Origin of the sequence: Geothrix rubra (assembly GCF_030268065.1) — a bacterium.
Lineage (GTDB): Bacteria > Acidobacteriota > Holophagae > Holophagales > Holophagaceae > Geothrix > Geothrix rubra.
Map to the genome: position 1 here is coordinate 335928 of NZ_BSDD01000002.1, position 21203 is coordinate 357130.

19 protein-coding genes are annotated in these 21203 nt (G+C 70.1%); 7 read left to right on the forward strand and 12 right to left on the reverse strand.

Features of this window, described 5'->3' with window-relative positions:
- Window positions 1-58: 58 nt before the first annotated feature.
- The 3 genes from QSJ33_RS06285 to leuS are packed head-to-tail and all read right to left on the reverse strand — an operon-like array spanning window position 59 to window position 3751.
- Window positions 59-616: a cob(I)yrinic acid a,c-diamide adenosyltransferase gene (locus QSJ33_RS06285; RefSeq protein ID WP_285723712.1), complete on the reverse strand. Its 558-nt coding sequence runs from the start codon at window positions 614-616 to the stop codon at window positions 59-61.
- Window positions 617-654: 38 nt separating this feature from the next.
- The gene (pyrE, locus tag QSJ33_RS06290; protein ID WP_285723713.1) at window positions 655-1296 is read right to left on the reverse strand and encodes an orotate phosphoribosyltransferase; all 642 of its coding nucleotides are present in this window, start codon (window positions 1294-1296) and stop codon (window positions 655-657) included.
- A 31-nt stretch (window positions 1297-1327) separates the two neighbouring features.
- Window positions 1328-3751: a leucine--tRNA ligase gene (gene leuS, locus QSJ33_RS06295; protein ID WP_285723714.1), complete on the reverse strand. Its 2424-nt coding sequence runs from the start codon at window positions 3749-3751 to the stop codon at window positions 1328-1330.
- Window positions 3752-3858: 107 nt separating this feature from the next.
- Between leuS and QSJ33_RS06300 the strand changes: the two genes are divergently transcribed.
- Entirely contained in the window at window positions 3859-5577 is a 1719-nt protein-coding gene (locus tag QSJ33_RS06300) for an ATP-binding response regulator (RefSeq protein ID WP_285723715.1), read from the forward strand.
- An 11-nt stretch (window positions 5578-5588) separates the two neighbouring features.
- Here the strand turns inward: QSJ33_RS06300 and QSJ33_RS06305 are convergent, their stop codons facing one another.
- From QSJ33_RS06305 to QSJ33_RS06335, 7 genes are all read right to left on the reverse strand, one after another.
- The gene (locus QSJ33_RS06305; RefSeq protein ID WP_285723716.1) at window positions 5589-5969 is read right to left on the reverse strand and encodes a response regulator; all 381 of its coding nucleotides are present in this window, start codon (window positions 5967-5969) and stop codon (window positions 5589-5591) included.
- Window positions 5970-6084: 115 nt separating this feature from the next.
- Window positions 6085-6708 (reverse strand): cytochrome b/b6 domain-containing protein, encoded by a 624-nt coding sequence (locus tag QSJ33_RS06310; RefSeq protein ID WP_285723717.1) that lies wholly within the window; start codon window positions 6706-6708, stop codon window positions 6085-6087.
- An 8-nt stretch (window positions 6709-6716) separates the two neighbouring features.
- Window positions 6717-8336: a tetrathionate reductase family octaheme c-type cytochrome gene (locus QSJ33_RS06315; RefSeq protein ID WP_285723718.1), complete on the reverse strand. Its 1620-nt coding sequence runs from the start codon at window positions 8334-8336 to the stop codon at window positions 6717-6719.
- A gap of 154 nt (window positions 8337-8490) precedes the next feature.
- Window positions 8491-8886, reverse strand: a complete 396-nt coding sequence (locus QSJ33_RS06320; RefSeq protein ID WP_285723719.1) for a NifB/NifX family molybdenum-iron cluster-binding protein — start codon at window positions 8884-8886, stop codon at window positions 8491-8493.
- Window positions 8883-9335: a TrmO family methyltransferase domain-containing protein gene (locus QSJ33_RS06325; protein ID WP_285723720.1), complete on the reverse strand. Its 453-nt coding sequence runs from the start codon at window positions 9333-9335 to the stop codon at window positions 8883-8885. Before QSJ33_RS06325 ends, QSJ33_RS06320 begins: the two co-directional genes overlap by 4 nt.
- 63 nt (window positions 9336-9398) lie before the next feature.
- Complete coding sequence (locus QSJ33_RS06330) at window positions 9399-10331, reverse strand: metal ABC transporter substrate-binding protein (RefSeq protein WP_285723721.1); 933 nt, start codon at window positions 10329-10331, stop codon at window positions 9399-9401.
- A 406-nt stretch (window positions 10332-10737) separates the two neighbouring features.
- A complete protein-coding gene (locus QSJ33_RS06335; RefSeq protein WP_285723722.1) occupies window positions 10738-12099 on the reverse strand; it encodes a sigma-54 interaction domain-containing protein in 1362 nt (453 codons plus the stop codon).
- Window positions 12100-12307: 208 nt separating this feature from the next.
- Here QSJ33_RS06335 and QSJ33_RS06340 point away from each other — a divergent pair, with 208 nt between their 5' ends.
- Both QSJ33_RS06340 and QSJ33_RS06345 read left to right on the forward strand, forming a co-directional pair.
- Window positions 12308-12691 carry a BlaI/MecI/CopY family transcriptional regulator gene (locus tag QSJ33_RS06340; protein WP_285723723.1) on the forward strand — a complete coding sequence of 128 codons (384 nt, stop codon included), beginning with the start codon at window positions 12308-12310 and terminating at the stop codon, window positions 12689-12691.
- Complete coding sequence (locus tag QSJ33_RS06345; RefSeq protein WP_285723724.1) at window positions 12688-14529, forward strand: M56 family metallopeptidase; 1842 nt, start codon at window positions 12688-12690, stop codon at window positions 14527-14529. The genes QSJ33_RS06340 and QSJ33_RS06345 overlap by 4 nt, the downstream gene beginning before the upstream one ends.
- 45 nt (window positions 14530-14574) lie before the next feature.
- Here the strand turns inward: QSJ33_RS06345 and QSJ33_RS06350 are convergent, their stop codons facing one another.
- Both QSJ33_RS06350 and QSJ33_RS06355 read right to left on the reverse strand, forming a co-directional pair.
- A complete protein-coding gene (locus QSJ33_RS06350) occupies window positions 14575-16611 on the reverse strand; it encodes an ATP-dependent DNA helicase (RefSeq protein ID WP_285723725.1) in 2037 nt (678 codons plus the stop codon).
- A gap of 174 nt (window positions 16612-16785) precedes the next feature.
- A complete protein-coding gene (locus QSJ33_RS06355) occupies window positions 16786-17244 on the reverse strand; it encodes a 23S rRNA (pseudouridine(1915)-N(3))-methyltransferase RlmH (protein WP_285723726.1) in 459 nt (152 codons plus the stop codon).
- A gap of 124 nt (window positions 17245-17368) precedes the next feature.
- Between QSJ33_RS06355 and QSJ33_RS06360 the strand changes: the two genes are divergently transcribed.
- From QSJ33_RS06360 to QSJ33_RS06375, 4 genes are all read left to right on the forward strand, one after another.
- Complete coding sequence (locus QSJ33_RS06360; protein ID WP_285723727.1) at window positions 17369-17968, forward strand: hypothetical protein; 600 nt, start codon at window positions 17369-17371, stop codon at window positions 17966-17968.
- A gap of 105 nt (window positions 17969-18073) precedes the next feature.
- Window positions 18074-19321: a Glu/Leu/Phe/Val family dehydrogenase gene (locus QSJ33_RS06365; protein WP_285723728.1), complete on the forward strand. Its 1248-nt coding sequence runs from the start codon at window positions 18074-18076 to the stop codon at window positions 19319-19321.
- 107 nt (window positions 19322-19428) lie between these two features.
- Window positions 19429-20484 (forward strand): hypothetical protein, encoded by a 1056-nt coding sequence (locus QSJ33_RS06370; RefSeq protein WP_285723729.1) that lies wholly within the window; start codon window positions 19429-19431, stop codon window positions 20482-20484.
- A gap of 111 nt (window positions 20485-20595) precedes the next feature.
- On the forward strand, window positions 20596-21174 hold the full coding sequence (locus QSJ33_RS06375) for a DNA-3-methyladenine glycosylase (RefSeq protein WP_285723730.1): 579 nt from the start codon (window positions 20596-20598) through the stop codon (window positions 21172-21174).
- Window positions 21175-21203: the final 29 nt, after the last annotated feature.

Consider the following 21203-nt stretch of genomic DNA (forward strand, 5'->3'; position numbering starts at 1 on the left):
GGCCCCGCAAGGGGCCCCTTCTTCTATGCCCGATGCCAAGCCGGGCCGGGGAACGCCCCTAGCCCTTCGGCACCCACTCGATGTCGGCCGTTCCCGCCACTGCGTTCTCGGCGCGGGCGAGGGCGAAGAACCAGTCGCTGAGCCGGTTGAGGTACCGCACCACGGCGGGATCCAGGGGCTCCTCGTGGACGAGGGCCACCGCCTCCCGCTCCGCCCGGCGGCAGACCGTGCGGGCCAGGTGGCCGTAGGCCGCCCCTGCGGTGCCGCCCGGCAGGACGAAGTTCTTCATGGGCGGCGCCAGGGCCGTCAGGCGGTCGATGTCCGCCTCCATGGCCTCCAGTCCCCAGGTGGGTCGGCTCATGCGCTGGCCCAGGAGCTCCTGCCGTCCCGCGGGCGTGGCGAGGATGGCCCCCAGCACGAAGAGGTCGTGCTGGATCCTCTGGAGCGTCTCCGCGTCCGCGCAGGCGGGGCTGGCGTGCAGCCGCAACACCCCCACCACGCTGTTCAACTCGTCCAGGGTGCCGTAGGCCGCCAGGCGCAGGTGGGACTTGCTCACCCGGTCCCCGCCGAAGAGCCCCGTGGAGCCGTCATCACCCGTGCGCGTGTAGAGCTTCATGCTCGGACCTCGGAAAAACGGGACAGGAATCGGCGAGCCTAGGCCCCGCCGCGGGCGCGGCTCCAGGCCACGGTATCCGAGCGCCACGCGCCCAGGGCCTCGGAACCGGCGGTGTCCAGGATTCCCCGACCGCGCGCCTCCTCGGCCAGGACCTCGAAGGAGGCCAGCACCTCGAGCGGCAGCGCGGCCCCTGCGAAGGCCGCCTCGGCCTGGGGCAGGCCGTAGCTGAAGAGGGCCAGCACCGCCACGACCTCCGCGCCCTCGGCGCGCAGGGCCTCCACGCAGCGCAGGCTGGAGCCTCCGGTGGAGATGAGGTCTTCGATGAGAACCGCCCGATGGCCCTTGGCGTCGGGGCCTTCGACCTGGCGCCCCATGCCGTGCTTCTTGGGCTCGGGCCGGACGTAGGCCATGGGTACGCCCAGGCGGTCCGCCACGAGGGCCGCCCAGGCGATGCCGGCCGTGGCCGCTCCGGCGATGAGGGTGGGCTTGAGCTCCCGGGCGCGGGCGGCCAGCGCCTCCACCACCTGGCCCCGCGGGTCGGGGAAGCCGAGCAGCTGCCGGTTGTCGCAGTAGATGGGGGACTTCAGCCCGCTCGCCCAGGTGAAGGGCTCCAGGGGCCGCAGGCGCACGGCCCCGGCCTCCAGCAGGCAGCCGGCGAGATCACGGGGGGTCAGGGACATGGGACGCTCCGGGAAGGGGCCGGGCCTGGGTTCACTTGACGACGATGCTCACCAGCTTGCCGCCGGGGGGCACCACCACTTTCACGATCTCCTTGCCGGCGAGGTGGGACTGGGCCTCGGGGCAGGCCAGGGCCGCGGCGCGGCGGGTCGCCTCCGGAGCGGCGGCCGGAACGCTGACGCGGCCGCGCACCTTGCCGTTCACCTGCACCACCACCGTCACCTCGTCCGCCTCCAGGTAGGCCGGATCGGCCTCGGGCCAGGCGGCCTGCATGCAGAGGCCGGGCTTGCCGAGCTGGCTCCAGAGCTGCTCCGCGAGGTGGGGCGCCACGGGTGACATCATCCGCACGAAGGCGTCGAGGGCGTGCTGCATCACCGCGGCGCGGTGGGGCGCGCCGGCGGGCAGATCGGCCAGGGCGTTGGAGAGCTCCATGAGGCCCGAGACCACGGTGTTGAACTGGTAGCGCTTCTCCAGGTCATCCGTGAGGCGGGCGATGGTCTGGTTCAGCTTGATGAGGAGGGCCTTCTCCTCGGGGGCCAGCTGGTCCCGCCCGGGCAGCGCCTCCGTGGAGACCGCGTGCTCGTCCACCATGCGGGCGATGCGCTTGAGGAAGCGGGTGGCGCCCTCGATGCCCTCGAAGCCCGTCCAGTCGATCTCCTTCTCGATGGGCGCGGCGAAGATCATGAAGAGCCGCAGGGCGTCCGCGCCGTACTTCGAGATCACCTCGTCCGGATCCACGATGTTGCCCTTGGACTTGCTCATCTTCGAGCCATCCTTGAGCACCATGCCCTGGCAGATGAGCTTCTGGAACGGCTCGGGGCCGCTGGCCAGGCCGAGGTCGCGCAGCACCTTGTAGAAGTAGCGGGCATAGATGAGGTGCATGGTGGCGTGCTCGATGCCGCCCACGTAGAGATCCACGGGCATCCAGGCGTCGCTCTCCGCCTTGGCGAAGGGCAGCTGGGCGTTCTTCGGATCCAGGTACCGCAGCCAGTACCAGCTGCTGTCCACGAAGGTGTCCATCGTATCGGTCTCACGACGGGCGGGCCGGCCGCAGGCTGGACAGGCGCAGTCCAGGAAGGATCTCGAGGTGGTCAGGGGCGAGGGGCCATGCCCCGTGAAGGCCACGTCCTCCGGCAGGCGCACGGGCAGGTTCTCGGCCTTCTCGGGCACCACGCCGCAGCTGTCGCAATGCACCGTCGGGATGGGCGTCCCCCAGTACCGCTGGCGGCTGAGGCCCCAGTCCTTGAGCTTGTAGGTGACCGTCTTCTCGGCCCGGCCGCCCAGCCTCGCCACCATGGCGGTGACCGCGTCCTCGCTCTTCATGCCCGTGAACTCGCCGCTGTTCACGAGGGTGCCCAGGTCCCATTCGCTCTCGGCCTCGATGACCTTGGGGATGGGCAGGCCGTACTTCTCCGCGAATTCGTGGTCGCGTTCGTCGTGGGCCGGCACGCCCATGACGGCGCCGGTGCCGTAGTCCATCAGCACGTAGTTGGCCGCGAAGACCGGCACCTCCGCCCCGGTGAAGGGGTGGATCACCGAGAGCGCCGTGCGGTGGCCCAGCTTGATGTCGCTCATGAGGCGGTCCTCGCGGCTCATGGCGGCCACCTGGTCGCAGAAGGCCCGCAGGGCGTCGTCCCCTTCCGCGGCGCGCTCGATGACCGGATGCTCCGTGCTGAGGGCCATGAAGGTGACGCCGAAGAGCGTGTCGAGGCGGGTGGTGAAGACCTCCACCTGGCCTCCGCCCTTGAGGTCGAAGGCGAGGCGGGCGCCCTCGGAGCGGCCGATCCAGTTCCGCTGCATGGTCTTGACGTTGTCGGGCCAGTCCAGCCCGTCGAGGCAGGCCAGCAGCTCGTCCGCGTACTTCGTCGTCCTGAAGAAGTACTGCTCCAGGGGCTTCTGGGTGACGGGGAACCCGGTGCGCTCGTCCTTGCCGTCCACCACCTGCTCGTTGGCAAGGACGGTGCCCAGCTCCTCGCACCAGTTCACGGTGCGCATGGCACGGAAGACGTCGCCCCGCTCCCACATCTTCAGGAAGAGCCACTGGTTCCATCGGTAGTAGTCGTCCTGGAAGCTGGCGATCTCCCGGTCCCAGTCGTAGCTGATGCCCATCTTCTGGATCTGGCCCTTCATCTCCTCGATGTTCTTGCGGGTCCAGATCGCGGGGTGGATGCCGTGCTTGATGGCGGCGTTCTCCGCCGGGAGGCCGAAGCTGTCCCAGCCCAGGGGATGCATGACCTCGTACCCCCGCATGCGGCGGAAGCGGGCCGTCACGTCGCCCAGGGTGTAGTTGCGCACATGGCCCATGTGGATGCGGCCGCTGGGATAGGGCAGCATCACCAGCATGTAGAAGGTCTTCGAGCCGGGCAGCAGCTCCGAGGCCCGCTTGGCGCGGAAGGCGCCGGACTCGAGCCAGCGCTGCTGGATCTCGGGTTCCTGGACAAGGGGCTGGAAGGGCATGGCACGGCTCCGGTAGAACCCTTGATTCTACTGGCAAATGCCCCGCCCTCCAGGGCCCGGATTTAGGCCCGCCCGGACCGGGGCCGATAGATCGCATCGAGGCGCTCATGCCCCAGCCGGCCCCCTCCAGGAATCCCGCTCGAAGGATCGTGGTCCTCTACGTCCTGACGGCTGCGGCCTGGATCCTCCTTTCGGACCGGGCCGTGGCCCTGATCGCCCCGGACGTGGCCCAGGCGGCGCGCCTCTCGACCCTCAAGGGCTGGGCCTTCGTGGCCTTCACCGCCACCCTCCTCTACGCCTTCATCCGCCGTTCCTTCCAGCAGGAGCTGGCCACCCGGGACATCCTGGCGGCCAGCGAGGCCCGGTTCGCCAAGGCTTTCCGGTCGAACCCCTCCGCCGGCACCATCACCCGCGAAGCGGACGGCCTCTTCGTGGCCGCCAACGAGCGATTCTGCGCCCTCATCGGCCTCCCCGCCGAGCGGATCCTGGGACGCACGCCCGCCGACCTGGCCCTGTACGTGGATCCTGGCGCCCGGGCACGGATCCTGGCCGACCTCCAGGAGCAGGGCTCCCTGCGCGACGTGGAGGTGCAACTCCGATCGGCCTCGGGGGAGGTCATGGAGGTGGTGCTGTCCATCGAGCGGATCCTCCTGGAGGGGGAACCCTGCATCCTCACCGCCTTCCACGACGTGACCGCCCAGAAGCGCCACGAGGCGGAGCGCCAGCGCCTGGAGGCCGAGGTCCAGCACATCCACAAGCTGGAGAGCCTCGGCACCCTGGCCGGTGGCATCGCCCATGACATGAACAACATCCTGGGCGCGGTCATGGGGGTGGCTTCCCTCGTCCAGGACCAGCATCGGGGGGATCCGGCCCTGGCCAAGGACATGGACACCCTGCTGCGCGCCGCCGCCCGAGGGCGGGACCTGGTGAAGGGCCTCACGGACTTCGCCCGGAAGGACATGCAGGAGCCCCGCCCCACCGACCTGAACGAGATCCTCTCCCAGGAGGCGGATCTGCTGCGCCGCACCACCCGCCAGAAGGTGGAGATCATCCTCGACCTGCACCCGGGCCTGCCGGCGGTGATGGGGGATGCCGGGTCCCTCTCCAATGCGCTGATGAACCTCTGCGTCAACGCCGTGGATGCCATGCCGGAAGGCGGCCAGCTGCGGCTCGCCAGCCGCCTCCTGCCCTCCGCCGAGGTGCAGGTGTCGGTGGCGGACACCGGCAGCGGCATGCCTCCCGCGGTGCTGAAGCGGGCCACGGACCCCTTCTTCACGACCAAGCCCAAGGGCCAGGGCACCGGGCTGGGGCTTTCCTTGACCTACAGCATCGTGCAGGCCCACCACGGCCGGATGGAGATCCGCAGCGAACCGGGCCAAGGCACGGAAATCCTCCTCCGCTTCCCTCCGGCCGCTCCGGGAGATCTGCCCGCCTGTCCCTCGGCGACACCGTCGAAGGCGCCCCCCCGGGAGATCCTCCTGGTGGACGACGACGAGCTCCTGCAGATTGCGGTGCCCCCCATGCTGGCGGCCCGCGGCCACCGGGTCACCGTGGCGGGTTCAGGCCCGGAGGCCCTCGCCCGGCTGTCCCGGGGGCCCCTGCCCGGGTTGCTGCTGCTGGACGTGAACATGCCCGGCATGGATGGTCTCGAGGTCTTCCACCGGGTGCGGGAGCAGCATCCGCGGCTGCCCGTGCTCTTCGTGACGGGCCTCAAGGACCCCCGCCTGGACCCGATCCTCCAGGCGGATCCGGCCGTCGGCTACCTGCCGAAGCCCTTCACCCTCGCCGAACTGGAGGCCAGGCTCGCCGCCCTGCCGGCCCCCTGAGCCGGCCGCACTCAGCCCGGCTGTCCCACGGACCCCAGGGCCTCGGCCACCGCCTCGGCCAGGTCCCCGTGGAGGATGGGCTTGTCCAGCACCCGCCGCACGCCCAGCCGGAGGAGGTTGGCCTCCATCTGGTCCTCGTGGAAGGCCGTCAGCACCAGGACGGGCAGGTCCGGGTCCGTCCGCCGCACCATGCGCGCCACCGTGGCGCCGTTGGCGCCGTCCATCTGGTAGTCGCAGAGCACCAGGTCCGGCGCCAGCTCCGCCACCTTGGCCGGGATCTCCATGGCCGACAGGGGCATCCATTCCACCACGTCGTGGCCCGCCTTCTCCAGGGCCCGCCGCAGGTAGAGCCGCATCATCCGGCTGTCGTCAATGACCAGGATCTTCGACACACCCCATCCTACCCCATGGCCCGTCCTGCACCTGCCCCAGTTGCCCTCTGGCCCGAAGAACGGGGGGCGGGCCCTGTGCCCGCCCCCTGTTGGTCGCGGTTCCCCGGCGCCCTGCCTACGGCTCGTCGAGGTAGGCGTCGTCCTTCAGGTCCTCCCAACCGGTGATCATCGCCTTGAGGTTGGTTAGGGGCGTATGGCCGGTGGTCGTGAGGTACGCGTGGCCGATGAGGAAGGCCACCAGCCCGAAGGCGCTGAGCACATGGACGATGGCGATGAGCCACAGCGAGGACGCGGGCCAGTGCAGGGCATGCTGGAGGTTGGGGTAGTAGTAGTAGAGGGCCCCGGTGGTGACCTGCACGGGGATGATCAGGGTCTTGAAGCCCAGGTAGGCCAGACGCTGGAGGGGATTCAGCTTGGCCATCCGGTGCTTCTTCACGGGGTGGGGGGCGCCCTTGAAGATGCCCGTGAGGTAGAAGGCGATCATCTCGCGGAGGAATTTCCGGGTGGGGATGTATTGGCGCCATTCACCGGTGGTCACGTGCCAGAAGATGGCGAAGACGATGAGGACCACCAGGGCCACGGCCAGGATGTTGTGGAGGGAGACGGCCCGCTGGAATCCGAACAGGTGGAGCCCCATGCCCCGGATCTCGAACCCGGTCAGCATCATCGTGATGATCAGCAGGGCCTGGGACCAGTGCCAGAAGCGCTCGAAGCCTTCATAGAGAATGACGCGTCGCATGATGTCTCCTAAAAGTGGCCATGGAAATAGCGCATGAGGCCGTGGACGAGGACGCCGAGACCGGTCACGAGGATCAGGCCCAGGCCGATGAAGTCCACGCCCCTGCCGCGATCCCGGCCCGGGAGGTAGAACCCGGAGACTCCCTGGAGGCGGCCATTCCGGCGGTGGCACTCCAGGCAGGAGAGCGCCTGCTCCTTGGGGGCCACCATGTGGGTGATGGGCCACAGCATGGTGGTCTTCACGAACCCGTACTTCCCGCTGTAGGGCAGTCCGGCGGTCTCCATGCCCTTCCGGATGGCGACCTCCCAGTTCCAGTCCCCCCAGTAGGCCCCGGAGCCCTTGGGGCCGGCCGTGTAGGGGGCCACGAACCGGTTCAGGACCGTGTCGAAGGGCTGACGGCCATCATGGAGCTTGAAGGGCCAGATCTTGGCGTTGGGATCGGCATAGGAGCCTTCCGCGGGGTTCAGGACCACCTTGCCATCCGCGGGCACCTGGATGCTGTCCGTCAGCCGGACGAATGCGAGGTTGCCGTTGTACCAGAGGTAGGTGGGCTTGACATTGCGATCCCAGACCATCTCGCCGTGGATGCTGTTGTAGCCCTCGAAGCCCTTCGCATCCTCCTCCTGGTAGGGTCGTCCGTTCTTCAGGCGGCCCGCCGTCTCCCAATCCCAGTAGAGGTTCGTGGGCAGTTCCCCCCGGGCGAAGGCGGGGATGTGGCAGGTCTGGCAGGCCACCTTCTGGTAGTGCCGGTTCAGGATGTAGGACTTGTGCGGGGAATCCGAGTGGCAGGCCGTGCAGGACATCCGCGAGGCGGCCTCGCCGGGATACTTGGCCTGCTCGCGACGATCCGCCGGGACGACGTAGTTCGGCCCGGCGATCCTGTGGCCGTCGGAGACGTGGCAATCCACGCACTCCATGCCCGCGCCCTGCCTGGACATGTGCACATCCTCCGACCGGGGGGCCTTCAGGATGGTGTCATCGAGGTCGCCGTGCTTGGTCGCGTCGCCACCCCCACCGAAGAAGTGGCAGACCCCGCAGTTCCGGTTGGTGGGCTCGCCCACCTTCTGGGCAACCGCGGCTAGGTCCACGCCCGGATTGGGCAGGCCCGCCTTCTCCTTCTCGTAGTCTCCGGTGGTGTCGTGGCAGACCAGACAGTCCACATTCTCCTGCCGGGTGAAGTCGAAGGTCTTGTCCTTGAACCCGTAGCCGATGTGGCACCGGGCGCAGGATTCCGTGTTCCCGCCGATGATCGAGATGCAGTAGTTGTTCACCAGGTGGGTGGACTTCCCGAAGCCATCCTTGCCGTGGTCCGCGACATTCCAGGTCCAGTGGGAGGTGGCCATGACCTGCTCGGCCGCCTTGGTGTGGCACGTGAGGCAGGCGCGCGTCACGGCGGGGCCGTCGCCCTCCTTGAAGGGGCCCTGGAGGATCTTGAACTTGCTGTGGTCCGCCGTTTGGCGGCGGCCCTTCGCCCGATGCACCTCGAGAAAGGCACCGTGCCCCGCTGGCGCGGACGGGGCCGGCTGCTGCGCCCAGGCCTGCACCTGGGCCAGGCACAGGAGACCCGCCAGGGTCTGGATGACCCACCTCAGCCGCGGCGGGGATGGGTTCTGGAAGGAAGGGAACATGAGGTCTCCTGTGGTGGGAGGGTGTAGAACCGGCGCGCAGGGGCGGGCGCGGAGGATGAGGCAGACCGGGCCCCACTCCCCCCGGCGTGGAGCCCTGGAGAGGAGGTGCCCGGGTGGTACAGGGAGCTCCCGTCGGGGCGGACGGGGCCCGGGCTCAGGTGCTCGAGCCGCCGCAGGTCGGGCCTGCGTCGACTTCGAGCCGGCCACGGGCGAACAGGAGGGCGGCCTCCTCGGGGGAGCAGGGCGCACTCAGCACCCGGACCGCGATGCCCTCGGCTTCCAGGGACTGGCGCGCCCCGGCTCCCATGCCGCGCCCCACCACCGCCTGGCAGTCCCGCAGGAGCTGGACGAACCGGCTGTGGTCGTGGGCGTGTGCATGGGCCTGCCCGTGAGCAGGCGCCGGTTCCGGACCGGGCCCGGCCTGGTCGTTGGGGCGGACCTCGCGGCCCAGGATCTGCCCGTCTTCAAGCGCAAACACCAGGAAGGCCGGGCTGCGCCCGAAGTGGGCGGAAATCTCGGTCTCGGTCGTGATGGGGATGGCAACCTTCATGACAGTACTCGTTCGCTGGTCCGGGTGAGGGGATGGTGGGGTGCCGTGACGGGGCGGATGTCGAGCACCGGTGCGCCGTCCTCGAGATCCAGGCCCATGACATGGAGGACGCCCTTCTCGGGATCCAGGTCCCGGATCCGGGCCCGCAGGAACTCGATCGGGTTGGGCCGGTCCAGGCTGGTCGTGGCGAATACGCCCGGAAGACCCTCGGCCGTGGGCCAGGTCTCGCGGATCGCCTGGCCGGAGGGGGCCTGGAAGGTGACGACCCACACCTCGGTTCCCTCGTAGAGACCCTGGAGGCCGGCCCGATACGGATGGAACAGCTCCAACGTGGCCCGTCCCCCGGGGACGAAGTACTTCGGCAGCCGGGCCCGCTTCCTGGGTGCGGTCCGGACCAGCCCGATGGGACGGAGGGTGAAGGCGACGGTCGGGGGGGTCGGTTGATCCATGCTTCTATCCATGCTGAGGTCGGTCACGAGACACCTCGGAGTTCGAATGGGCGACGTCCGCGCCTACGGCTTTGCCTGGCTCTGGAGAATCCGCACCAGGTTGTCGAAGAGGGCGCTGTAGCTGGTGCCGCCGCGGACGTCTTCGATGGAGGAAGGAACCTCGACGACCTTCAGGTTTGAATGCTCCCGGAGCGCCTCCACATAGTCCTGGGGGGTGTTCGGATCCACCAGGATGAAGTCAGCCTTCATCTGCTTGATGTGCATGAGGAGCGCGTTCGGGCTGGGGAGCTCCCCGGGGGTTCCCTTGCAGACCACGAACGCAGGCCCGCCCATGGCGGAGAAGTTCTGCCAGCCGCACTGCGCGCTGAACACCCGCATCCCGTGGAGCGGCTTCAGAGCCGCCTTCCAGCGGACGATGTCATTCGCCAGGGCCTTCTGGAAGGCCTCCGCATTGGCCATGAAGGCGGCCCTGCTGGCGGGCCTCAGGTCCCCGAATCCCTTTGCGAGGTTCCGGGCGATGCGGCCGCCATTCTCCGGGTTGAGCCAGAAGAACGGATCGCCCGCCGCGTACGCAGGATCGACATAGCCCGTACAGGTCGAGGTCGGCAGGTTGGTCCGGATCGTCCCCTTGGAGACATCGATCCACTTGGGGTCGGCGGGCCGCCCCGTCGCGGCGCCACCGGCCCGCAACACCGTGGAGATGGCCGCCGACTCGTTCAGGAAGCCCGTCCACACGATCGCCTCTGCGGCGGTCAGCCGTGCCGCGGCCGGGGGCTCGACCTGGAGGTCCTTGCGGAGGATGCAGCCCTTGAACAGGTTCACGGCCTCCACCTGGCCGCCGCCGACGGCCTTGACGATGGGCACGAGGTCGGTGACGGCCACCGCCACCGTGATCGGGCCTTCCTTCTGCCGGGTCCTGGCCGCGGAGGCAAAGCCCCCGATCGACAGGAGCGCCAGGAGCGGGCGCAGAGCGCGGGTCAAACCGGTGATGTTCATGGAATCCTCCTTGTGGTACGGGGTGCCGATGCCCCTCGGGGCAGACGGGACCTGTCCGCTTCAACAGCGGGCCTTGGACCCCGGGATTGGGGGGGGTGGACATGGGGCGGAGCGCCTGGAACGGCTCACTCCGGCGTGAAGTGCAGACCTTTGGCGACAGCGGGAGCCAGGCGCCCCGGAAGGGCGGCCCCGCGGATGAACGGGCGGGCCTGGAAGCGATAAGACCCAGACGCCCTCGGAAGCACACCTGACCACTTCCGACACATGCCTTCATGCAAATGGATTGCCAAAAGCGACAACGCGAACCAAGACAGCTTTAAAGAAATCAGTCTTGATCGAATGGTCATATGAGCATTGCACTTTGCAGAGACTCGTCAGGGCTTGGCCCATGCAGAGTGCATGGCCCTCATCCCCTCCGCAACTTCCGCCACAGGGTCGTGGGATGGATGCCCAGTTCCCGGGCCGCGGCCGTTCGGTTGCCGCCATGGCGCTCGAGCGCGGCCTGGATCGCGGCCATCTCGCGGCTGTGGAGGTCCTGACCGGCCGGGGCCGGATCCGCAGCCGGGGCGGCCTTCGCGACGTCCTCAAGGGCCTGCGGCAACTCGGAGAGCTGGATCTGGTCTCCCCGGCAGAGCACGCAGGCGTGCTCCACCGCATTCTCGAGTTCCCGGATGTTGCCGGGCCAGATGTGGCGCATCAGGCGGTCCATGGCCTCACCGGAAAAGCCCTGGATCTGCCGGCCATGCAGGGTCACCTGGCGGTCCAGGAAGCGCCGGGCCAGGGCCGGGATGTCCTCCCGCCGCTCCCGCAGCGGGGGGATTGCAATCTGCATGACGTTCAGGCGGTAGAAGAGGTCCTCGCGGAACCGGCCCTCCCGCACCTCAGTGCGGAGGTCCCGGTGGGTGGCGGCGATGAACCGGACATTGGCCCTCACCGTCTCGTTGGAGCCCAGGGGCTCGTAGGTCCGCTCCTGCAGCACCCGGAGCAGCCGTACCTGGAGGGCGGGCGAAATGTCCCCGATCTCATCCAGGAACAGGGTGCTGCCCTCGGCGGCAGCGATCCGGCCCTTGCGGTCCCGCTTGGCGTCCGTGAAGGCGCCAGCCTTGTGTCCGAACAGTTCGGCCTCCAGGAGCGTGTCCGGCAAGGCGCCGCAGTTGAGGGTGACCAGGGGCCTCCGGGCCCGGGAGCTCAGGTCGTGGATCGCCCGGGCCATCAGTTCCTTGCCCGTGCCGCTCTCGCCCTGGATCAGGACGGTGCTGTCGCTCTGGGCCAGGAGGGGCAGGAGCTTGAAGATCTCCCGCATCCGATGGTTGACCGAGGTCATGTGATGGAAGGTGGTCCGTCCCTCCGCAGCCTTGCGCAGTTCCTCCACGACGGTCAGGTCCCGGAAGGATTCGACGCCCCCGACCACGTCTCCCGAGGGACTGCGCAGCAGGGCCGTGCTCACGCTGATGGACACCCTGCGGCGGGCGGACGTGTGGATGTTCACATGCTTGTTGATCAGCGGGGCCCCGGTGGCCATGGTCTCCTTGAGCGCGCAGGATCCTTCGCAGATGTCCGCGTTGAAGACTTTCCAGCAGGGCCTTCCCATGGCCTCCTCCGGAGTGATGCCCAGGATCTCCGCCGCGGCCCGGTTGAAGGAGGTGATGCGGAAGTGGTCGTCGACCGTGAACACCCCGTCGTTGATGGAATCCAGGATGGTCCGTAGGTCGCTCGACAGCTGCTCGGAGGCCGCCCCGGACGGGTTCTTCTTGACGAAGTACTTCATGCGGCCCCCAGCCATTGCATTATGCAACTCCGAATCCTCCGGCCTGCCGCGAAGCCCCGGATCCGCCCTGAGATGTGACCGTTGCCCGCCCCGCCGCTGGGACCCGGGCCGTAAAAAGGGAGGGGCACTAAACCGTGTACGACAAACTTCGTTGACTACGACGAAGACTGTCGTACATTCGGGACATCCCCTTCCGGAGCCCTTCCCCATGCCGCCCATCCCCCGCCCCACCGACGCCGAGCTGGCCATCCTGAGGGTCCTCTGGGACCGGGGCCCCAGCACGGTCCGGCAGGTCTTCGAGGTGCTCTCGGCGGAGCGGGACCTGGGCTACACCACGGTCCTGAAGATGCTCCAGATCATGGACGAGAAGGGCCTGGTGCGGCGGGACGACTCCGAGCGCACCCACGTCTTCAGCGCCCGGCAGTCCCAGACCGAGACCCAGCGCCACCTCGTGGGGGACCTGCTGGACAAGGCCTTCGGCGGCTCGGCCACGAACCTCGTCATGCAGGCCCTGGCCACCCGCCGGGCCAGCCGGGAGGAGCTGGAGGAGATCCGGAAACTCATCGACTCGGCCGAAGGAGGGCAACCATGAACCCCCTGCTCCAGCTTGTCCGGGCACCCTGGGCCGAGGCCCTGGGCTGGTCCCTCCTCCACTTCCTCTGGCAGGGCGCCCTCCTGGGGGGCCTGGCCTGGGGAGGGCTGGCCCTTCTGCGGGGCGCCAGCGCCAGGGCCCGCTACGCCGTGGCCTGCGCCGCCCTGCTGCTGATGGTGGCGGCCCCGGCCCTCACCTTCCTCCACCTGCGGGCCCAGGTCCCCGGCCCCGGCGGGGCGGCCCTCCGCCTCGTCGTGGAGGAGGGCGCCGCGGCCCCCGCCTCCCTGGGCCTGCGGGCCCGGATGGCGCTGGACCCGGTGCTGCCCTGGCTGCTGGCCGCCTGGGCCCTCGGCGTGGCGGTCCTGTCCCTCCGGTTCCTGGGGGGCTGGGTGCGCATCCAGCACTTGCGACGGCAGGGCGCCTCCCCCGTGGGCGCCGAATGGCACCTGATCCTCTCCCGGCTCTGCCGGGAGCTGAAGCTCACGCGCACGGTGCGCCTGCTCCAGTCGGCGGCCGTGGAGGTGCCCACCGTCCTCGGGTGGCTGCGGCCCGTGATCCTGCTGCCCGCCTGCGCCCTCACGGGCCTGGCCCCCCTGCAGCTGGAAGCCGTCCTTGCCCACGAGCTGGCCCACATCCGCCGCGGCGACTTCGCCGTGAACCTGCTCCAGACCCTCGTGGAAGTGCTGCTCTTCTACCACCCCGCCGTGTGGTGGCTCTCCGGACGCATCCGGGCCGAACGTGAGCTCTGCTGCGACGACGTGGCCGCCGCCCTCTGCGGGGATCCCCGCGTCCTCGCCCGCGCCCTGGCCGTACTGGAGGAGCTCCGCCTCCCCCATCCCCAGACCCCACCCACCCTGGCCCTCGCCGCCAATGGAGGTTCCCTCATGCACCGCATCCGCCACCTGCTCCAGCCTGCCCTTCCCCTCCCGCCCCGCGCCCGTGCCGGCGCGGCGGCCCTCCTCGCCGTGAGCCTCCTGGGCGCGGCCGGCGCCGCCCTGCAGGATCCCGCGCCCAAGCCGGCCCCTGCCCCCAAGGCCACCCCGAAGGAGAACCAGGTCCGCATGAAGGTCGTGGACGGCGAGCGCAACCTCGACGTCCGCCTCAGGGGAGAGGTGAAGGTAGACCCCGGCGCCCAGGATCCCGTGACGGTGGGGAAGGACGGCTCGCTGCGGATCGAGGAGCGGAAGGCGGGCAAGACCCGCGCCTACGCCGCCACCGCTGGCCAGCGCACCTACACCGTGGACGGCCAGGCGAAGCCCCTGGACGCGGACGGCGAGGCCTGGCTGCGCGGCGCCCTGAAGGATGTGCAGAAGGCGCAGACCGGCCGCGAGAAGGCCCGCCGGTTCGAGCGCCAGGCCCGCGAGATGGAGGCCCAGGCCAGGGTCATGGAGGCCCACGCGAAGGGCCTCCAGTTGAACCTGGAGAAGGAGCTCTCCCCCGAGGTCCAGGCCCGGGTGGAGGCGGCCGTCGCGAAGGCCCAGAAGGGGATCGAGGCCGCCCAGCGCATCCGCGTGGAAGTCCAGGAGGGCGACGACGGCGAGCCCCGCGTCTTCCTGCAGAAGGACGGCAAGGAGCAGCGGGTCATCGTGAAGCGCTTCCACCGGAAGGGCGAGGACGAGGACGAGGCCCGGGCCGAGATGGCCGAGCTGCAGGCCGAGATGGCGGCCCTCCGCGCGCGCATGGAGCAGCTCCGTGAGCGCCTGAGCCGCACGCCCGTGCCGGAGCCGCCGGCCCCGCCCGCGCCGCCCGCGCCCCCGGCGCCGCCGCGGGAGCTCCCGGCGCCCCCGCCCCCACCCCCGCCGCCGCCACCGCCGGCCCCCGAACCGCCGGAGAAGTGACCCGGCGCGGCCCCGCCCAGGAACGGCCCGCCCCGCGGGCCGTTCTTACAGGAGGTGGAGGAAGGCCTCCACCCGCTCCCAGTCGCGCGTCACGGGGAAGGGCGGCAGGGCGGCGCGGACCTGGGCGGCGTAGCGCTTCCCGCCGGGATCCTCGCGGGGGAGCATCAGGCGGGGATCCAGCACCGCCACCACGCCGCGGTCGTCCCGCGTGCGGATGAGGCGGCCCAGGCCCTGCTTCAGCTTCAGGGTCATCATGGGCACCTGGATGCCCACGAAGCCGAGCCCCTCGCGCTGGGCGTCGGCCTCGCGGATGCGGGCCTGCAGCAGCGGGTCGTCCGGCGGCGCGAAGGGCAGGGACGCCACCACCACCAGGCTGAGGGCCTCCCCCGGCAGGTCCACGCCCTGCCAGAAGCTGGCCAGGCCCAGCAGCGCCGCCGAGGGCGTGGTGCGGAAGCGCTCCAGCAGCTGGGTGCGGGAGAGGCCGTCGCCCTGCACGAAGAAGGTGAGCTCGGGCAGGGCCTCCTTCAGCCGGGGCTGGAAGGCCGCCAGCATCTTGCGGCTGGTGAAGAGCAGCAGGGCGCGGCCGCGGCTGGCCCGCAGGAGGCGCTCCATGGCGTCGAGGGAGGCCTCCACCCAGGCGGGATCGCCCACGCCGCCGGAGCCGGCGCGGCGCTCGGGCAGGCCGGGCGGCACGAAGAGCAGACCCTGGGCTTCGAAGTCGAAGGGGCTCACCACGTGCTCCGCCGTCTCCACCTCGGGCCGCGTGAGGCCCAGGCGCAGCCCCAGCCCATTGAAGCCGCGGCCGTCCCGCAGGGTGGCGCTGGTCATCACCACGGTCTCGAACCCCCTGCGGATGTGCTGGTGGAAGAAGGGGCGCACGTCCACGGGGTTGGACTTGAAGTGCACGAGGTTCGGCCCCTCGCGGCTCAGGGTGGACACCCAGCCGGGCGGCTGGGCGAAGATCTGCTCCATGCGGGAGAAGGCCGTGCCCACCCGCTCCGCGAGGCGGCCCCAGAGGGGGTTGTCCGCCTCCGCCACCGCCAGGCGCCGCACCTCCATCCAGAGCGGATGGCCCGACTCCACCCAGGCGCCGACGGCATCCGCCAGGGCCTTCAGCTCGGCGGTGGCGCCCAGGAGGGGTTGCACGCCGGCGTCCATGGGCACCCAGGCCATGAGGTCGCCCCAGGACCGTTCCCAGGCCCCCAGCAGCGTGGCCAGCCCGGCGCCCGGGCCGGCGGCGGCCTCGCGCAGGTCGGTGAAGAGGAGGTGCATGGCACGGCTTGACCACGCCTCGGAGCAGCTCTCCGTGAGCTGCTCCTCCAGGTCGTGGGCCTCGTCGAGGATGAGCACCGGCGCGTCCGGCAGCACCTGGCCGAAGGCGGATTCCCGCAGCACCCGGTCCGCCAGCAGCAGGGCGTGGTTCACGATGATGAGGTCGGCCTCCGCCACCTCCTGGCGCAGCCTGGTGAGGAAGCAGTCCTCGTAGCGGGGGCACTGGCGGCCCGTGCAGCGCTCGGCCCGGGCGTTCACCTTGTCCCACAGGGGCGACTCGCCCTCGCCGAAGCGGCCCAGCCCCTCGCGGTCGCCGTCCTGTGTCTCCAGGGCCCAGCGCTGCAGGGCCATCCAGAGCTGCTGGTCCGTACGGGTCATCTCGGCGGGCGGCGCCTCCCGCACCTGCTCCCAGGCGGCGCGACACAGGTAGTTGGCCCGGCCCTTGGCCAGCACGGCCTTCACGGGGCGGCCGAGGATGCCGGCGGCCCGGGGCACGTCCTCCTCCAGGAGCTGGCGCTGGAGCTGCTTGGTGCGGGTGGCCACCAGCACGGGCGTCCGCCCGGCGGCCAGGGCCGGCACCAGGTAGCCCAGGCTCTTGCCCGTGCCCGTGCCCGCTTCCACGGCCTGGAGCACGGCATCGGGCCGGGCGTCCGGTTCCGCCCCGGCGTTCCGCCAGGCCTGGAAGGACGCGGCCCCATCCACCACGGCGTTGTGCACCAGCTCCGCCATGCGCCGCTGGCCGGGCCGGTCCTCCGCCCCCGGGAAGCAGGCGAAGATCCGTCCCTCCGGCGGGGCGAAGTAGCGGTCCATGGGGTGCGCCATCCGACCAGTGTGGACCAAGGGCGTAAAAAGGGCGAACGCCACCGCCCGTGTGGGTCGCGGGGATCCGTGAGGCCTCGGCGCCTGGGACAGGCTCCGCCTGATCCAGGCGCGGGGTCCAAGGGGGACGCAGAGGCGGCGCAGTCGCCGGGCGGTCCCCCTTGATTATTTGTGGTAGGTCTTCCCCCGCAGGATGGTGAAGGCGCGGTAGAGCTGCTCCAGGAGCATCACCCGGCTCAGCTCGTGGGGGAAGGTCAGGGGCGAGAGGCTGACCTGCTCGCGGACCTCGGCCTTCAGGGCCGGATCAAACCCGTGGCTGCTCCCGAGGACGAAGGCCAGGCCCTCCCCCCGGTCCATGCGCTCCCCCAGCCACCGGGCGAGGGCCTCGCTGTCGCGGAGTTTTCCGTCCGGCGTGAGCAGGACCGGGCAGGTCACGCCCTGGAGCCTGGCCCGGATGCGGGTGGCCTCCTCCTTCAGCGCCCGGGCCGGTTCTCCTTTCCCCTCCGCCAGTTCCGTCACCTCCACCCGGGCGTAGGGGCGGAGCATGTCCAGGTAGTGACGGGCCAGGTCGCGGCAGGGGTCCAGGCGCAGGCGGCCGAGGGCGATCAGGTCGAGGGGGTACATGGATCCCTTGCGTAGCGATACTGGAGCCCGATGTGATGAATACCCCTTGGCAGGGGCGCGGGTTGGCGGGACCATCCTCACGTACCCAAGCCCCAGTCACGGAGGTGTCACAGTGCGACGCTCGATGCTACTCCCTCTCACGGCCCTGGTGATGGCACCGGTCTTCATCGGATGCGGGAGCAACATCCCGACGACCCCGCCCCCGGCCGCGAAGGAGCCCTACGACCTGCTGCAGAACCTGCGCTACCTGGCGGTCCGCAAGGACTTCCCGCAGGCCGCGCTGATCGCGCCCATCACGCCGGACGTGGTGTTCCCCTCCGCCATGCAGCTGCACAAGGCCGCCAAGCAGATGGGTCTCACCCTCACGCCCGAGGAGCTGAAGGGCCTGGGCATCGACGAGAAGCTGGCCGCCAAGCTCGATGACCTGCCGGGCAGCGGCACCGACGACTACAGCATCAAGGACGCCCGCCTGGCCTTCAACGCCGGCATCTACCGCCTCCTGAAGGGCCTCACCCCGAAGTCCTGGGAGAAGATCGATAGCATGGGCATCACCGACAACCAGGCCGGCCGCCAGTTCGGCTCCCAGACCACGGTCAAGGACATGACCCTCGGCTTCGGCGGCCAGAAGATCATGACCGTCAGCTGCCTCAAGAAGCCCGACGGCAGCTGGGGCATCTCCTTCATCCGCTACGAAGTGGGCCTCCAGGGCATCAAGCAGGACTGAGTCCGCCGCGTTCTCCGGGCCCCCCGCAGCGCCGGGGGGCCTGGCGCGTACGCCCTTTCGCGCCTGCTATCCTGGGGCCACGCACGGGACCACGCGGGAGGCGCCATGACCGCACGCCCGAACCTCTTCGAGAACGTGAACCGGCAGTTCGACGAGGCCGCAGACCTCCTCGGCTTCTCCCAGGAGATCCGGGAGCTGCTGAAGACGCCGTACCGCGAGATCACGGTCACCATGCCGATCCGCATGGACGACGGCAACCTGCGGGTCTTCAGGGGCTACCGCGTGCAGCACAACGGCGTGCGGGGCCCCCAGAAGGGCGGCCTGCGCTACCACCCCGGCGTCGACCTGGACGAGATCCGCGCCCTGGCCAGCCTCAACACCTGGAAGACCGCCGTGGTGAACATCCCCTTCGGCGGCGCCAAGGGCGGCGTCCAGTGCGACCCCGCGAAGATGTCCCAGCACGAGCTGGAGATGCTCACCCGCCGCTACATCTCCAAGCTCTCCATGGTGCTCGGCCCCACGCGGGACGTGCTGGCCCCCGACATCAACACCAACGCGCAGACCATGGCCTGGGTCCTGGACGAGTACGGCCGCAAGAACGGCTACCAGCCCGCCTGCGTGACCGGGAAGCCCCTCGAGCTGGGCGGCAGCCAGGGTCGCGAAGCCGCCACGGGCCGAGGTGTGGCCCTCGTCGCCCGGGAAGCCTGGGAAGGCGTCCTCGGCCATGCCATGAAGGACGCGCGGGTGGTGCTCCAGGGCTTCGGCAACGTGGGCGGCCACGCCGCCCATTTCCTCTCGGAGTTGGGTGCCCGCGTGGTGGCCGTCGCGGACGTGGGCGGCGCCGTGCGGAGGGCCGGGGGGCTGGACGTGCCCGCGCTCACGGCCCACGCCCGGCAGCGGGGCGGCACCGTGGCCGGCTTCCCCGGGGGCGAGGCCTTCGATCCCGTCGAGCTGTGGAGCCAGGACTGCGACATCCTCATCCCCGCGGCCCTCTGCGCCGTCCTCGACGGCGACACGGCGCCCCTCGTGCGCGCCCCCCTCGTCGTGGAAGGCGCCAACGCCCCCACCACGCCCGAGGCCGACCGCATCTTCCGCGAGCGGGGCCTCCTCCTCGTCCCCGACATCCTCGCCAGCGCGGGCGGCGTGATCGTCTCCTACTTCGAGTGGGTGCAGAACCTCCAGCAGCAGTTCTGGGACGAGGCCGAGGTCTTCGAGAAGGAGGAGCGGATCCTGGTGCAGGCCTTCCGGGAGGTGCAGGCCAAGGTGCAGGAGCACGGCTGCACCTGGCGCACCGCCGCCCTGGTCCTCGCCCTGGACCGCGTGAAAACGGCCAACGAGCTGCGGGGCTGGTAAGTCAAGGGATACCCGCATCCTTTTGGGGTGGCATTTCCTTGTACCGCCTGGGAAAATCGGAGGTGATGCCGGGGGGGCGTCCCGAAACAACCCGGCCGGGAGGATCCATGTCCAAGAAGAACGTCGTGCACGTCGTCGGCACCGGCACCATCGGCGAGCCGCTCATCGGCCTCCTCACCGAGTTCCAGAAGGAGCTGGGCATCGACGAGGTGACCTTCCACAAGAACAGCGTGAACGAGCGTCCCAAGGTGAAGGCCCTCCTGAAGCGCGGCGCCAAGCTGGTGGTGGACGCGGACAAGGTGGAGGGCTTCCGGGCCTGGGGCATCGAGCCCGCCATGCTGCACGACCAGGCCCTGGAAGAGGCCACCGTGGTCATCGACTGCAGCCCCAAGGGCCTCGACATGAAGGAGAAGCTCTACTCCAAGTACGAGCACAACACCAAGGGCTTCATCGCCCAGGGCAGCGAGTTCGGCTTCGGCACCATGTACGCCCGCGGCATCAACGACGAGGTGCTCAAGAAGAGCGGCCAGTACGTCCAGGTCGTGAGCTGCAACACCCACAACCTCTCCTGCATCATCGACACCCTGGCCCTGGGCGACGGCGAGGACAACCTGCTCGAGGGCAGCTTCGTCTGCATGCGCCGCGCCAACGACATCAGCCAGGTGAAGGACTTCAGCCCCGCGCCCCAGGTGGGCAGCCACAAGGACGGCAAGTTCGGCACCCACCACGCCCGCGACGCCTACCACCTGTTCCAGACCAAGGGCATCGAGCTGAACCTCTTCAGCAGCGCCGTGAAGCTGCCCACCCAGTACATGCACAGCCTCTGGTTCGACCTGCGCCTGAAGCGCCCCACCACCCTCGAGGCCCTCAAGAAGCGCATCAAGGCCAACGACCGCATCGCCGTCACCGAGAAGAAGGATGCCAACACCGTCTTCTCCTTCGGCCGCGACCAGGGGCACTTCGGCCGCATCCTCAACCAGACCGTGATCCCCCTCAGCACCCTCACCATGCCCAGCGAACACCGGCTGGTGGGCTTCTGCTTCACCCCCCAGGACGGCAACAGCCTCCTCTCCAGCGTGGCCGCCGCCCTGCGCTTCCTCCACCCCGAGGACTTCGAGCAGCGCCTGCAGGTGCTGAAGCCGTACTTCTTCGACGAAGTGTAGAGGCTCGGATCGCTGCGCGATCCGAGTTAAAAGGGCCCGCGATGCGGGCCCTTTTCATCGCACGCTTTTACCACCTCGGGCCGCTCCGCGGCCCGAGCCGGGAGCGGAACCATGGACTTGAACGCCCCTCCCGATCGCGCCGCCTGCAGCCTCCTGGGTTGCCTGCTGGTCCGCGAGGAGGTCATCCTGCGCATCACGGAGGTGGAGGCCTACGGGGGGCCGGAGGACAGCGCCAGCCATGCACGGCACGGTCGCACGGCCCGCAACGCGGTGATGTGGGGGCCCGCGGGCCGGGCCTACCTCTACTTCTGCTACGGCGTGCACTGGATGCTGAACGTGGCCACGGGGCCCGAGGGCGCCCCCTCGGCGGTGCTCATCCGCGGCGCCGAGGTGGTGGCGGGCCTGGAGACCGTCCTCGCGCGCCGGGGGGCCGCCCGGGCCACGCCCGGACTCTGTACCGGCCCCGGGAAGGTGGCCCAGGCCCTGGGCCTGGACCGCGCCTTCAACGGCCACGACCTGACGACCGAGGGCGGGCTCGCCCTGCGGCCCGGTCCTCCGCCCGCCACCATCCTCGCGGGTCCCCGGCTCGGCATCGCCTATGCCACCCCCGAGGATCAGGTCCGCCCCTGGCGCTTCGCCGACGGCGCCAGCCGGGCCGTGGCCCGGCGGAAGGCCCTCGCGCCCTTGTGAAGGCGGCCCGCCGGTCCCATACTCGATCT